14 protein-coding genes are annotated in these 14,100 nt (G+C 60.6%); 10 read left to right on the plus strand and 4 right to left on the minus strand.

The genetic code is table 11. The features are described 5' to 3' along the window. Positions 1-268: 268 nt before the first annotated feature. Together ACP7A2_RS24900 and ACP7A2_RS24905 are read left to right on the plus strand one after the other, a co-directional pair. Positions 269-1,474, plus strand: a complete 1,206-nt coding sequence (locus tag ACP7A2_RS24900) for an EAL domain-containing response regulator (RefSeq protein ID WP_426136444.1) — start codon at positions 269-271, stop codon at positions 1,472-1,474. Continuing rightward, positions 1,474-1,800, plus strand: coding sequence for a hypothetical protein (locus ACP7A2_RS24905; protein ID WP_426136445.1), 327 nt, complete (start codon positions 1,474-1,476; stop codon positions 1,798-1,800). Before ACP7A2_RS24900 ends, ACP7A2_RS24905 begins: the two co-directional genes overlap by 1 nt. A 2-nt stretch (positions 1,801-1,802) precedes the next feature. On the opposite strand, the gene ACP7A2_RS24910 is transcribed toward ACP7A2_RS24905, so the two are convergent. Next, positions 1,803-2,678 carry a bestrophin family protein gene (locus ACP7A2_RS24910; protein WP_426136446.1) on the minus strand — a complete coding sequence of 292 codons (876 nt, stop codon included), beginning with the start codon at positions 2,676-2,678 and terminating at the stop codon, positions 1,803-1,805. Between the two features lie 163 nt (positions 2,679-2,841). On the opposite strand from ACP7A2_RS24910, the gene ACP7A2_RS24915 reads away from it, so the two are divergent. From ACP7A2_RS24915 to ACP7A2_RS24925, 3 genes are read left to right on the plus strand one after another with little or no spacing between them, the layout of a single operon-like run. Then, positions 2,842-3,105 carry a hypothetical protein gene (locus ACP7A2_RS24915; protein ID WP_426136447.1) on the plus strand — a complete coding sequence of 88 codons (264 nt, stop codon included), beginning with the start codon at positions 2,842-2,844 and terminating at the stop codon, positions 3,103-3,105. Further along, positions 3,102-3,857 (plus strand): Fic family protein, encoded by a 756-nt coding sequence (locus ACP7A2_RS24920; RefSeq protein WP_426136448.1) that lies wholly within the window; start codon positions 3,102-3,104, stop codon positions 3,855-3,857. The genes ACP7A2_RS24915 and ACP7A2_RS24920 overlap by 4 nt, the downstream gene beginning before the upstream one ends. Before the next feature lie 8 nt (positions 3,858-3,865). Beyond that, positions 3,866-4,330, plus strand: a complete 465-nt coding sequence (locus tag ACP7A2_RS24925; RefSeq protein WP_426136449.1) for a metallophosphoesterase family protein — start codon at positions 3,866-3,868, stop codon at positions 4,328-4,330. A gap of 9 nt (positions 4,331-4,339) precedes the next feature. On the opposite strand, the gene ACP7A2_RS24930 is transcribed toward ACP7A2_RS24925, so the two are convergent. The 3 genes from ACP7A2_RS24930 to ACP7A2_RS24940 are packed head-to-tail and all read right to left on the minus strand — an operon-like array spanning position 4,340 to position 7,576. Next, positions 4,340-5,023, minus strand: coding sequence for an SOS response-associated peptidase (locus ACP7A2_RS24930; protein ID WP_426136450.1), 684 nt, complete (start codon positions 5,021-5,023; stop codon positions 4,340-4,342). A gap of 47 nt (positions 5,024-5,070) precedes the next feature. After that, entirely contained in the window at positions 5,071-5,793 is a 723-nt protein-coding gene (locus tag ACP7A2_RS24935; RefSeq protein ID WP_426136452.1) for a FadR/GntR family transcriptional regulator, read from the minus strand. A gap of 46 nt (positions 5,794-5,839) precedes the next feature. Further along, a complete protein-coding gene (locus ACP7A2_RS24940) occupies positions 5,840-7,576 on the minus strand; it encodes an IlvD/Edd family dehydratase (protein ID WP_426136454.1) in 1,737 nt (578 codons plus the stop codon). A 192-nt stretch (positions 7,577-7,768) separates the two neighbouring features. Between ACP7A2_RS24940 and ACP7A2_RS24945 the strand changes: the two genes are divergently transcribed. Genes ACP7A2_RS24945 through ACP7A2_RS24965 form a run of 5 tightly spaced genes read left to right on the plus strand, consistent with a single transcriptional unit; the run spans position 7,769 to position 13,627 of the window. Continuing rightward, complete coding sequence (locus ACP7A2_RS24945) at positions 7,769-9,091, plus strand: MFS transporter (RefSeq protein ID WP_426136455.1); 1,323 nt, start codon at positions 7,769-7,771, stop codon at positions 9,089-9,091. A 15-nt stretch (positions 9,092-9,106) separates the two neighbouring features. Next, on the plus strand, positions 9,107-10,096 hold the full coding sequence (araD1, locus tag ACP7A2_RS24950; RefSeq protein ID WP_426136457.1) for an AraD1 family protein: 990 nt from the start codon (positions 9,107-9,109) through the stop codon (positions 10,094-10,096). Between the two features lie 10 nt (positions 10,097-10,106). Further along, positions 10,107-11,687: an aldehyde dehydrogenase (NADP(+)) gene (locus ACP7A2_RS24955; protein ID WP_426136458.1), complete on the plus strand. Its 1,581-nt coding sequence runs from the start codon at positions 10,107-10,109 to the stop codon at positions 11,685-11,687. A 34-nt stretch (positions 11,688-11,721) separates the two neighbouring features. After that, entirely contained in the window at positions 11,722-12,585 is an 864-nt protein-coding gene (locus ACP7A2_RS24960; RefSeq protein ID WP_426136459.1) for an SMP-30/gluconolactonase/LRE family protein, read from the plus strand. A gap of 37 nt (positions 12,586-12,622) precedes the next feature. Next, positions 12,623-13,627 (plus strand): substrate-binding domain-containing protein, encoded by a 1,005-nt coding sequence (locus ACP7A2_RS24965; protein ID WP_426136460.1) that lies wholly within the window; start codon positions 12,623-12,625, stop codon positions 13,625-13,627. Positions 13,628-14,100: the final 473 nt, after the last annotated feature.

A 14,100-nucleotide genomic window follows, 5' to 3' on the forward strand; every position in this document is an offset into this window, starting at 1 on the left:
TTTGGCTGTCGATGTACACGCTAAACGTTATAGCGCTACGTGTTCTTCGTTTTCGCCATCCCGCACCTTGGGGTGGTGCAAGGGCTGCGTCATCACGATCGCTTCTTCCAGACATCGACCCCAGCGGCCTGGCGCAGTTGTCGGCGTGTCTGGAGTGACTGCCTCCCTGACCTTGGGAAATCTCCTACAAAGATTGAGACGTTTCCTAAATTTTTAACCGTTCAATCGCGAAACAATGCGGGACTTCTTTACAGACGAGTCCTGACCCATGCCCAACCTTGCGCTTCGTGTTCTGGTGCTTGAAGACCACGCTTTCCAGCGTTCGGTCGCCGTCAAAATGCTCGAGCATTTGGGCTGCGCAGCGGTTTATGAGGCGGCTGACGGCGCGCAGGCGCTGGCCTTGCTCGACACCGTTGGCCCGGTCGATATTGCGCTGTGCGATTTGCAGATGGAGGGCATGGACGGCATCGAGTTCATTCAGCGGGTAGGCGCGAGCGGGCAAGTCAGGTCCATTATCATCAGCAGCTCGCTGTCGGCGGATTTACGCCGGGCAGTGCGCCAGATTGTGTCGCTGGTGGGCCTGGAATTTCTCGGTGATATCGAGAAACCCTTGCACACGCACGGCCTGGCAGGGTTGCTGAAAAAGCAGGTGAATCACCCGCCGGCCGTGTCGCCGCCCGAGGCTGCCGCCCAGCTTGCGACGGCAGCCGAGGTGCGTGAGGCGCTGGCCGAGGGGCAACTGCAGGCGTATTACCAACCGAAACTGAACCTGTTGACCGGCGCCGTGTGCGGGGTTGAGGTGCTGGCGCGCTGGGTCCATCCCTCCAGGGGCATCGTGTCGCCCGCGGTGTTTATGCCGACGCTGGAACGCTGCGGCCTGCTCGACACGTGGTTGTACCAGAAGATGGGCCAGGCGTTGGCCGTGCACGAACAGGCGAAGCGCCAGGGCAGTGCGCTGAACATGGCGTTCAACCTGCACGCCGGGCAGTTGGTGAACCCGGCGCTGACCGCCAACATCAAGCAATTGCTGGTTCGCCAGAGTGTGGCGGGCAGGGACGTGACCTTTGAAATTACCGAAAGCGGCCTGCTCGAAGCGACCCACAATAGCCTGGAAAACCTGGTACGCCTGCGCATGCTGGGCTGCCGCTTATCCATTGATGATTTCGGTGCAGGCTTCTCCTCAATGCAGCGCCTGTGTCAGTTGCCGTTTAATGAAATCAAGCTGGACGCGGAGTTCGTGCGCAACCTCACACTGGAGCCGCGTTGCCAGGCGGTAATCAGCAGCATCCTGGCGCTGGGAGAAACCCTGGGCATGTCGGTGGTGATCGAAGGCATTGAGACCGCCGAACAACAGCGTGAACTGGTGGAATTGGGCTGCACTCAGGGCCAGGGTTACCTGCTGGCCCGGCCCATGAGCGGCACCGACCTGCTGCACTGGTTGCGGCCGCGCGCAGCCTTTGCGGGGAGCCTGTGATGATCAATAAAGCCTTGCGCATCATGATCGCCGACCCCCAGCACATCCAGCGTTTGCGCTGGGAGCGCGACTTCAATTATCAAGGCTATTATGCCATTGCACCGGTCTCAAGCCTGGACGAGTTGCTGACCTTGCTGGAGCACGGTGGCCGCGTCTTCGACCTGGTGGTGGTCAATGCCAGCCTTGGTGCGGGCGCTGGCTTTAACCTGCAGGCCTATTGCGAGGACCACCCGCTGATCCGCCACGCCGTTGTCTACGACGTGGCCGAACGCGGCTTGCTGCTCCTGAGCACCGAACTCAATGGGCTCTGTGCAGAAAACGCCTGAAATCACGCCAGGGCATCCCGCTGCATCGACTGCAGGTTCTTCTCGATGGTTTCGCAGATGGTCTCCATCTGAATCTGGTGTTCGCTGGAGTGAAACGGGCTTTGCAGGTCGGTGCCGATCCGTTCGATCGCCAGCAACATAAAGCCCACCACGGTCGAGGCCAATGGCGTGAACCAGCCGAGGGACTCCACCAGCCCCACCGGCACGATCAGGCAGAACAGTGAGATAAACAACCGAGGGAAATACACGTAGGGGTAGGGCAGTGGCGTGTTGGCAATACGCTCCATGCCGCCCTGGGCGTTGGAGAGGTCCACCAGCGTGGACTCAATGCGCGCCAGCCGAATACTGTCCAGATGCCCCGCCTTGTATTCCCTGGCCAGAATGGCCGCTGAGCCAGTGAGGATGTCATTCGCAAAGTTGTTGGTGGCGCCGTTACGCGCAAATTCTTCGGCAGGAATAAACGCGCGCACTTCGTCCGGGCAAGGCTGGCCCCTGAGGTGCGCGGCGAGGCAATTCACGTAGGCCACATGGCGGCGCAGCAGGGTGGACTTGACCGGGTTGACCTCGGTGTCCGGGTCATCCATCAGCGTGAGCACCTGGCGGGCAAAACTGCGCGAGTTATTGACCATCGCGCCCCACAGCGTGCGCGCTTCCCACCAGCGGTTATAGGCGCTGCTGTTACGAAAGCTGATCAGCACCACCAGCGCCGAACCGAGCAAGGTCAGCGGCATCAGCGGCAAATTGATTTTGGTGGTGAGAAACAACATGAAATCCACCGTCACGGCGACATCCCACAGCAACAGCCAAAACAAGGCCCAACCCACATAGCCCATGGTTTTGATGATCAAACGGTATTTTTTGATGATGGCGGCTTTCAAACGAGGTCCTCGCGGCGAGCAGTTGGCAACGGTGCCTTAGCTCGGACGCGGGTCTGGGGGAAAGGTTCGGCGGCGTCATAAACCAAGTGCTGCGAATGGCGTGGGGTTGAAGGTAAAGGTCCGGCCCATGCTATGCTCCGAGTGCTAATTGAGGGATTACCAGATGACTAATACAGCTGAAGTCAGTATTGCCAATCAAGTGCGCAAGATGGCTAGAGCTCATCATGTTACTGCCGAGCGCGACGGTATAAGCCGAATGGCCGTGGCGATCACCGGTCTGGCGGGTGACGTGGTTGAACTGGATGGTGTAGAGCAGTTGCTCGTCAATTTGAAGAGAAAGGGTGTCCTGAGCAAGTCGGAGACTCTCGCACTTCAGGGCAGTTATCTTCAGGAGAAGCGGCGTATGAAAAAGACACTTAGCGCATGAGTTTCGATCCCTTCGGCGATTTTGAAACTGCGGGGTACCTTCAAAACGCTTTAAAGCTTAAAGATCCTGTTGAAGTAAAGGAGTCTGAGCATCTTGCATTTGAATTGAGCCTGGAAGATGCACTTCAGTATTTAGCCAAAAAAAGGTCGATCGATTACAATTCTCTACTCAACGTGCACGAGATCTTGTTCTCAGGCTTTTACCACTGGGCGGGTAGAGACCGCAAAGAGCTTGCGCCTAATCTTGCAGTCTTCAAAGGGACTCAGGAAGACCCCCGTCACACTGCTTTCGAACGTCCGGATTCGATCAAAATGTCCGTAGACTATGCGCTTGCACTCGCTTCAGACACATCACGATTTAGAGAGCGCTCTGGCGATGTCATGGGACAGCTAGCATTCGCACACCCTTTTCTTGACGGTAACGGTCGCACACTTTTACTGGTTTTTATGGAACTTTGTTATCGAGCGAAGTTTGCTATTGAATGGTCGAAAACTAACAAGGATGACTATCTGAGGGTGCTAAGCGACGAGATCAGGGACCCATTTAAAGGGCATCTGAATAGTTACTTGAAACCGTTTGTTGTAGACATTGCCAATCGCAGTGAATGGCCTGAAATGATTGGTGGGATCAAGGGGCTGGATGGGCTTGACAAAGAAGGCATTACTTATGAAAGCCTGGACGATCCAGAGATTCAGCAGATTTATAAAACTTATAGGCTACGCGTTCTCGATGATCTCCCGCCGTCAAAATAGAGCAGCGAATGTATAAAGTTGGTGTGATATCCGACACTCACGGCCTGCTTCGACCTGAAGCCATCGCGGCCTTGCAGGGGTGTGAGCAGATTATCCATGCGGGTGACATCGGCGGGGCGGGGATCATTGAGCAACTGGCGCAAATAGCTCCGGCGTATGGGGTGCGCGGTAACAATGATCAGGGCGTTCCATGGGCGCAGGACCTCCCTGACCATCTGATGGTTGATATGAAGGGTTGGTCCACCTTGGTCGTACACGACATAGCGGACGTCCCCGCTTTACTTACGCCCAATACGCGGGTGGTTGTGACGGGTCACTCACACAAGCCGCTTATCGAATGGCGCGGCGCAATCTTATATGTCAATCCCGGCAGTGCAGGACGACGGCGCTTCAAATTGCCAGTGACCCTGGCAGTACTCGAGGTGACGGAAGCATCCGTTGAGCCGCGGCTTATTTCGCTGCTGGAAGGGTGACAGTAGACTTCAACCGTCAATAGGCTCAATCACATGCGGCCCGTCATGGCGCGGGTTACCCACTGCCGTGTCCACCCGAAACCATTCAAACACCTGCGCCGGCTCACCCTGAAACATCACCATTTGCTCGGCGCGGCATCGGTTGGTCGCCGGGTCCAGCCATTCGCGCGCAAACTCCGGGGCCAGCACCACCGGCCGCCGGTCATGAATATCCACCATGCCGCCGGCACTGTCAGCCGTGATGATCACAAACCCGTCCTGCTCACCCGCGCCTTCATCGGTGTCGGGTAACTGGCCAATCGCGGCGCAAAACGACGGGGCACCGTCGCGGCGGCGGATCAGATAGGGCTGTTTTTTTGGCCCGCCTTCATCCACCCATTCAAACCAGCTGTCGATGGGCGCCAGGGCCCGGTGCGGCCAGATTGCGCGGAAGAACGGGCCGTTGGCGACTTTCTCCACGCGCGCATTGATCGGCGGCGCGCGGTCTTTGGCCCAGTGCGGGCGCCAGCCCCAGCGCACTCGGTCGGCGTGCAGCAGGCCGTCGTCGAGGTGTAACAGGGCCACCGGCGTCGAAGGCGCGACGTTGTAGCGCTCAAGGGGGTGTTCGCCCACGGTGTTGACCAGAGCATTGGGCATGCTCAAGGCGGCCACGAAATCGTGGATGCCCCGGTACTGCGTCAGTCGTCCGCACATGGCTGATCCCTCGGGCTGTCACCTGAGCGTAGCCGCAGATGGGCGGGTTACAACGGCGTCAGCACATTCATCACGGTGTCCAGCGCCACGCGGGTGTCGTCCAGCTGCACCAGCGAGGCATGCCGGGCGCCAAGGGCGTCGCGGTTCTGGATGGCGGTGAGGATCGCCTTGTGGCGGGGCAGGCTGAGGCCCTGGATATCGGGGCGGCGGTTGGTGATGTTGATCGACTCGCGCAGCGGCAGCGAGAGCATGTTGCACATGTAGGCGAGCAGGTCGTTGCGGGTGGCGTCGGCGATGGCGCGATGGAAGTCCAGGTCGGCTTGCAGCAAGGCGTCGTGGGTCTTCGCGGTTTCCATGCCCAGGTAGGCGGTTTCGATGGTGGCGATGTCTTCATCGGTGGCGGTGGTCGCGGCCATCGCGGCGATTTCCGGTTCGAGGATGCGCCGCACCCCCGCCAGCGTATTGAAAAATTCGCTGTGGGGCGTGGACTGCATCAGCCACGACAGTACGTCCGGGTCAAGCAAGTGCCATTTCACTCGCGGGCGCACTACCGCACCCACCCGTGGCTTGGAATACACCAGACCCTTGGCGCTGAGCACCCGGGTCGCTTCGCGCAATACCGAACGGCTGACCTTGTACTCCTCGCAGAGCGTGGCCTCCATGGGCAGGCGTTCTTCGGGCTTGAAGCGGCCGGAAACGATGTGCATGCCCAAGTCCTGAACGATCTGGGCATGCATGCTCTTGCGCGGCTTGGGCGGCTGGTGATCCATAACGACGGGTGGCTCTGACTAGGTTCGCGGCATCATAGCATCCCACTTAGTGGGAATGACGGGGTACTTCAGCCCCACGGCAGCCCACCAGGAAGTCAAAGTCGCAGCCCTGATCGGCCTGCAACACGTGGTCGATGTACAGCTGGCGGTAGCCGCCGACGATGAGTTTTTGCGGCGGCGCCAAATCTGCCATGCGCGCCGCCAGCTCTGCGTCGGGGATGTCCAGGTGCAGGCGGCCGTTGGCGCAGTCGAGTTCGATCCAGTCGCCTTCCTTCACCGTGGCCAACGGCCCGCCAGCGGCGGCTTCCGGCGCCACGTGCAAGACCACCGTGCCATACGCCGTGCCGCTCATGCGCGCGTCGGAAATCCGCACCATGTCGGTCACTCCCTGGGCCAACAGCTTGGCCGGCAAGCCCATGTTGCCGACTTCGGCCATGCCCGGATAACCCTTCGGCCCGCAGTTTTTCATCACCAGAATCGAGTTGGCGTCCACCTCCAGTTCCGGGTCGTTGATGCGCGCCTTGTACATGTCGAAGTCTTCAAACACCACCGCGCGGCCCCGGTGCTGCATCAGCTCGGGGCTGGCAGCGGAAGGCTTGAGCACCGCGCCGAGCGGGGCGAGGTTGCCGCGCAGCACACAGATGCCGCCATCGGCGCGGATCGGGTTGTCGAGGGTGCGGATCACTTCGTCCTGGCCGTAAATCGGCGAATCCTTGGTGTTCTCGCCCAGGGACTTGCCGTTCACCGTCAGCGCATTGGGATGCGGAATCATATTCGCTTCGCCGAGGCGACGCAGCACGGCGGGCAGGCCGCCGGCGTAATAGAACTCTTCCATCAGAAAACGCCCCGACGGCTGCAGGTCAACGATGGTCGGCACGCCACGGCCCATGCGGGTCCAGTCGTCGAGGTCGAGTTCGACGCCGATGCGTCCGGCGATGGCTTTCAAGTGAATCACGGCGTTGGTCGAACCACCGATGGCAGCATTCACACGGATCGCGTTTTCAAAGGCCTCTTTCGTCAGAATTTTCGACAGCTTTAAATCTTCGCGCACCATCTCTACCGCACGCATGCCGGACATGTGCGCCAGCACATAGCGCCGCGCATCCACCGCCGGAATCGCCGCGTTGTGCGGCAGCGAGGTGCCCAGCGCTTCGGCCATGCAGGCCATGGTCGACGCAGTGCCCATGGTGTTGCAGGTGCCGGCTGAGCGCGACATGCCGCCTTCGGCCGCGAGGAAGTCATCCAGCGTGATGGTGCCCGCCTTGACCTGCTCGCTGAGCTGCCACACCACCGTGCCCGAGCCGATGTCCTGGCCTTTGTGCTTGCCATTGAGCATTGGCCCGCCGGTGACCACGATGGCCGGCACGTCGCAACTGGCCGCGCCCATCAGCAGCGCCGGGGTGGTTTTGTCGCACCCGGTAAGCAGCACCACGCCGTCAATCGGGTTGCCGCGAATGGCTTCTTCCACGTCCATGCTCGCCAGGTTGCGCGTGAGCATGGCGGTAGGGCGCAGGTTGGATTCGCCATTGGAGAACACCGGGAATTCCACGGGGAAGCCACCGGCCTCGATCACACCGCGTTTGACGTGCTCGGCAATCTGGCGGAAATGCGCGTTGCACGGGGTCAGCTCCGACCAGGTATTGCAGATGCCGATGATCGGCTTGCCATGGAACTGATGGTCGGCAATGCCCTGGTTCTTCATCCAGCTGCGGTACATGAAACCGTTTTTGTCGGCGGTGCCAAACCACTGGGCAGAGCGTAGGGCGGGCTTTTTATCAGGCATGATCGGTTCTCTTATTGTATGACTATATGTTCTATATGGTCGTAAACATAAGCGCAAAATCGATGCTTTGGAAGTGTTGTCTTGTAAATAGTCGTACTATATAGTCGGTCTCAACTGAGGCGTTGCCCTGGCGAGTTTTCGCGAGAGGCGTGCCCCGAGCTTCTATAAGAACAACAAACGGAGATCGACCCCATGAGCCAGGAATTGCGGCTTATTCGGCGCATCACGCTGAAACTGATTCCATTCCTGATCCTGCTGTACCTGATCGCCTACGTGGACCGCTCGGCAGTGGGTTTTGCCAAACTGCATATGGGCGCCGACGTCGGTATCGGCGACGCCGCGTATGGTTTGGGCGCCGGGTTGTTCTTCATTGGCTACTTTCTTTTCGAAATCCCCAGCAACCTGATGCTCGACCGCTTCGGCGCGCGGCGCTGGTTTGCGCGGATCATGCTGACCTGGGGCGCCATCACCATCGGCATGGCGTTCGTGCAGGGCCCACACAGTTTCTACGTGATGCGCTTTTTGCTCGGCGCAGCGGAGGCCGGCTTCTTCCCGGGCGTGCTCTACTACATCACCCAATGGTTCCCGGTGCGCCATCGCGGCAAGATCCTCGGGCTATTTATCCTGTCTCAACCCATCGCCATGATGATCACCGGGCCCGTGTCCGGCGGCTTGCTTGGCATGGACGGCATCCTCGGTCTGCACGGCTGGCAATGGCTATTTATCGTGATCGGCACCCCGGCGCTGCTGCTGACCTGGCCGGTGCTGCGTTTTCTGCCGGATGGCCCACAGCAGGTCAACTGGATGAGCGAGGCGGAAAAAACCTGGCTCACCGGTGAACTGAACAAAGACCTGCAAGCCTACGGCCAGACCCGTCACGGCAACCCGCTGCTGGCACTCAAAGACACGCGCGTATTGCTGCTGGCGCTGTTCTACCTGCCAGTGACCCTGAGCATTTACGGCCTGGGGCTGTGGCTGCCGACCTTGATCAAACAGTTCGGTGGCAGTGACCTCGCCACCGGTTTTATCTCGGCGGTGCCTTACATCTTTGGGATCATCGGGTTGCTGATCATCCCGCGCAGTTCCGACCGCTTGAATGACCGCTACGGCCATCTCGCAGTGCTCTACGTGCTGGGTGCCATTGGCCTGTTTTTCAGTGCCTGGCTCAGTGTGCCGGTGTTGCAAATGGCCGCGCTGAGCCTGGCGGCGTTTGCGCTGTTTTCCTGCACGGCGGTGTTCTGGACCTTGCCGGGGCGCTTCTTTGCCGGCGCCAGTGCAGCGGCGGGCATTGCGCTGATCAATTCGGTGGGCAACCTCGGCGGCTATATCGGCCCGTTCGTGATCGGCGCGCTCAAGGAATACACCGGCAACCTGGCATCGGGCTTGTATTTTCTGTCGGCAGTGATGGTGTTCGGCCTGCTGCTGACGGGCGTGGTTTACCGCCTGCTGGAGCGCAAGCACGTGCTGCCGGTTGACCAATTTGCCGCCAGTGCGCGTGGCGCTTCACGACTTTAATCCGGGAGAAATTTCATGCGTTTGGTTCAGTTCGAGTTACGCAATGGCGAGCGGCGCGTGGGCGTCGTCGAAGGCAATAAACTGCGCGAAGTGACCGGCGCGCGCACGGTGCGCGAACTGGCCCTGGCCGCCATCGAAGCCGGTGTGGGCCTGGCGCAACAGGTGAACAGCCTCGGCCTGGGCGACAGCTACGACTACGCCGCGCTGCTGGCTGACTTGAAAGTCCTGCCGCCACTGGATCACCCGGACCCGGCGCACATGTTGATCAGCGGCACCGGCCTGACCCACCTGGGCAGCGCTTCGGCGCGGGACAAAATGCACCAGGCCGGTGACGACACCGCGCTGACCGACACCATGCGCATTTTCAAATGGGGCGTGGAGGGCGGTAAGCCGGCCGCCGGCCAAGCGGGCGTACAACCGGAGTGGTTCTACAAGGGGGACGGCAGCATCGTCGTGCGCCCGGGTGAGGCGTTCCCGGTGCCACCGTTTGCCGATGACGCAGGTGAAGAACCGGAGATCGGCGGCCTCTACGTCATCGGTCACGACAGCAAGCCCTACCGCGTGGGGTTTGCCGTGGGCAACGAGTTTTCCGACCACATCATGGAACGCAAGAATTACCTGTACCTGGCCCACTCCAAGCTGCGCAGTTGCAGCTATGGCCCGGAACTGCGCGTGGGCGAACTACCGCAGCACCTGGCGGGCACCAGTCGCATTCTGCGCAACGGCGAGGAAATCTGGCGGAACGAATTCCTCAGTGGCGAGGCCAATATGTGCCACAGCCTGGAAAACCTTGAATACCACCATTTCAAATACCGCCAATTTCTCAAGCCGGGTGATGTGCATATTCACTTTTTCGGCACCGCTACGCTGTCATTCGCTGATGGTATACGTACCCAGCCCGGGGACGTGTTCGAGATCAGCCAGGCCGAGTTCGGCGCGCCGCTGATCAACAGTGTCGGCAGCAGCGATGCGGCGTTTGAACCCGGTAACGTCATCACGCTTTAAGGAGATCACCATGACCCCGTTTCTCGGCCACAACTACATCGGCGGCCAGCGCAGTGCCAGCGGCAGCGTCACGCTAAACAGTGTCGACGCCACCACAGGCGAAGCCTTGCCCCAGCCTTTTTACCAGGCCACGCCCGAAGAGGTCGACGCCGCCGCCAACGCGGCCGCCGCGGCTTACCCGGCGTACCGCGCATTGAGTGCCTCGCGCCGCGCGCAGTTCCTGGACGCGGTGGCCGATGAGCTGGACGCGCTGGGCGATGACTTCGTTGAGCTGGTGTGCCGTGAAACCGCACTGCCGGCTGCACGCATCAAAGGCGAACGCGGGCGCACCAGCGGCCAAATGCGCCTGTTCGCAACGGTGCTGCGTCGCGGTGATTTCTACGGCGCACGCATCGACAAGGCACTGCCCGATCGCCAACCGCTGCCACGCCCCGACCTGCGCCAATACCGCATCGGCTTGGGCCCGGTGGCAGTGTTTGGCGCGAGCAACTTTCCCCTGGCGTTTTCCACGGCCGGCGGCGACACGGCGGCGGCACTCGCGGCCGGCTGCCCGGTGGTGTTCAAGGCCCACAGCGGGCACATGGCGACGGCTGAACGGGTGGCCGATGCGATCATTCGGGCGGCTGAGGCCACCGAGATGCCAGCGGGCGTGTTCAACATGATTTTTGGCGGTGGCGTGGGCGAGGCGCTGGTCAAGCACCCGGCGATCCAGGCCGTGGGTTTCACCGGCTCGCTCAAAGGCGGCCGCGCCTTGTGCGACATGGCGGCGGCACGCCCGCAGCCAATCCCGGTGTTTGCCGAGATGTCGAGCATCAACCCGGTGATCGTGTTGCCCCAGGCCCTGCAGGCACGTGCCGAGACTATCGCCCGCGACCTCACCGCTTCGGTGGTTCAGGGGTGTGGCCAGTTCTGCACCAACCCTGGCCTGGTGATCGGTATTGCCTCGCCGCAGTTCACGGCGTTCACCCAACAGGTCGCACAGTTGATCGGCGATCAGCCCGCGCAAACCATGCTCAACGCCGGCACGCTGAGCAGCTATGGCAAAGGCCTGCAAGCACTCCTGGCGCATCCTGGCATTCAGCACTTGGCGGGCAGCGCGCAAGCGGGCAAACAGGCTCAGCCACAGCTGTTCAAGGCCGACGTGCGCCTGCTGATCGACGGCGACGAAGTGTTGCAGGAAGAAGTGTTTGGCCCGACCACCGTATTTGTTGAAGTCGCCGACGCGGCCCAGCTCAGCGCCGCCTTGAACGGGCTGCACGGTCAGCTCACGGCGACGATCATTGGCGAGCCAGCCGACTTTGACCAGTTCGCCGAACTGACGCCACTGCTGGAACAAAAGGTCGGCCGCATCCTGCTCAATGGCTACCCGACCGGCGTGGAAGTTTGCGACTCAATGGTTCACGGCGGCCCGTATCCCGCCACCTCGGACGCCCGAGGCACCTCGGTCGGCAGCCTGGCCATCGACCGTTTCCTGCGCCCTGTGTGCTTCCAGAATTACCCTGATAGCCTGCTGCCCGACGCGTTGAAAAACGCCAACCCGTTGCGCATTCAACGGCTGGTGGATGGCACGCCATCCCGCGACCCGCTGTGACACGCGCCTGAACACGAACACTCCAGGAGGCAACATGCCGTGTATCGCCGTTACCCCGCACCGCGCGCAACTGGGCGAAGGTCCGTTCTGGGACGTGCCGAGCCAGGCGCTGTATTGGGTCAATATCATTGGCAAGCAGGCACTGCGCCTGATGGACGGGCAGTTGCAGGTCTGGCAATTGCCCGAGCATGTCTCGGCGTTTATCCCGTGTGAAAGCGGCGACGCGCTGGTGACCTTGAGCAGCGGTGTGTACCGGCTCAACCTTGCCACCCAAGCCCTGACCCTGCTGTGCGTGGCTGACCCGCAAGCGGGCAACCGCGGCAACGAAGCGCGCTGCGATGCCAGCGGCCGTCTGTGGCTGGGCACCATGCAAAACAACATTGGTGAGAAGGGCGAAGATGTGCCGATCACCCGGCGCTCCGGTGGGCTGTTTCGCATTGATGCCGATGCGCAGGTCACGCCGCTGCTGAGCGGGCTGGGTATTCCCAACACCTTGCTCTGGAACGACGACGGCACCCAAGTGCATTTCGGCGACAGCATGGACGGCACGCTGTATCGGCATTCGATAAGAGCCGATGGCCAACTCGACCCGGCCAACGTGTGGTTCGGTCCACACGAGCGCGGCGGGCCGGATGGTTCGGCGATGGATGCCGAAGGCTACATCTGGAACGCTCGCTGGGATGGCAGCTGCCTGCTGCGCCTCACACCAGAGGGTGAAGTGGACCGCGTCATCGAGCTGCCTGTCAGCCGTCCGACCAGTTGCGTATTCGGTGGGCCGAACCTCACCACGTTGTATATCACCAGTGCTGCCAGCCCATTGGATCATCCACTGGACGGCGCGGTATTGGCCCTTGAAGTCGACGTGCCAGGCAAACCCTGTCACCGCTTCGCCGGATAAACCCAAGACTTTAAAACAACAACAAGGAGTCACCCGTATGAATCGTCGTCGTGGTATCCGTTCCCTGTGTTGCGCCGCTGTGGCGGTGTCGGCCCTGAGCTTGAGCAGCCTGTTGCTGGCTGCTGAAGAGGTGAAGATCGGTTTTCTGGTCAAGCAGGCTGAAGAGCCGTGGTTCCAGACCGAGTGGGCGTTTGCTGAAAAAGCCGGCAAGGAACATGGCTTCACCGTGATCAAAATCGCCGTCCCCGATGGCGAGAAAACCCTTTCGGCCATCGACAGCCTGGCGGCCAACGGCGCCAAGGGCTTTGTGATCTGCCCGCCGGATGTGTCGCTCGGCCCGGCCATTGTGGCCAAGGCCAAGGCCAACGGGCTGAAAGTGATCGCGGTGGATGACCGTTTTGTCGACGCCAAAGGCAACTTCATGGAAGACGTGCCGTACCTGGGTATGGCGGCGTTTGAAGTGGGCCAGAAGCAGGGCGCTGCGATGGCGGCGGAGGCGAAAAAGCGTGGGTGGGACTGGAAGGACACCTATGCGGTGATCAATACCTTCAACGAGCTTGATACCGGTAAAAAGCGCACTGACGGCTCGGTTAAATCCCTGGAAGATGCGGGTATTCCCAAGGATCACATTTTGTTCACGGCTGCCAAGACGCTGGATGTTCCGGGCAGCATGGATGCGACCAACTCGGCCCTGGTCAAGCTGCCGAGCGGTGCGAAGCACTTGATTATTGGTGGCATGAACGACAACACCGTGTTGGGTGGTGTGCGTGCGACTGAGAGCGCAGGGTTTGCTGCGGCCAATGTGATTGGCATCGGCATCAATGGCACGGATGCGATTGGCGAGCTGAAAAAAGCTGACAGTGGGTTCTTTGGCTCGATGCTGCCTAGTCCGCACATTGAGGGGTATAACACTGCGCTGATGATGTATGAGTGGGTGACCAAAGGCACGGAGCCGCCGAAGTACACGGCGATGGATGAGGTGACGTTGATCACTCGGGCGAACTTCAAGCAGGAGCTGGAAAAGATCGGTTTGTGGAACTGACTTTTTGGTTCGGCGGCCGCCGTGATGGGGCCGCTTGAGGTGCCGTGGTGAGGTTCAAATGTGGGAGCTGGCTGTTGTGGGAGCTGGCTTGCCTGCGATGGCGGCCTCCAGGCTGGACACTCTCTCACTGATGCCCCTCGATCCAACTGTGGGAGCGGGCTTGCTCGCGAAGGCTATGTGTCAGGCGGCAGAGGGTTAGGGTCGGAGTACATATCCATCATTGAGTGAGGGCTGATATCCGTTCCGCTCTTACAGCGGGTCACTTTTGGCAAACGCCCCAAAAGTAACCAAAAGGTCTTTGCCCCACCACTCGGCACCTCGCTTAGGCTCGGAGTGCGGCCAGCGTGGTTAACGGGGCGCCTGAGATCACAATCAAAAGCCAGATCAAAAGCATGGTTCAGTGTGGGAGCTGGCTTGCCTGCGATGGCATCAACTCGGTTTGCCTGAAGTACCGAGGTGTCTGCATCGCATGC

Source organism: Pseudomonas sp. PWP3-1b2 (assembly GCF_049896045.1).
GTDB classification, from domain to species: domain Bacteria; phylum Pseudomonadota; class Gammaproteobacteria; order Pseudomonadales; family Pseudomonadaceae; genus Aquipseudomonas; species Aquipseudomonas antarctica_B.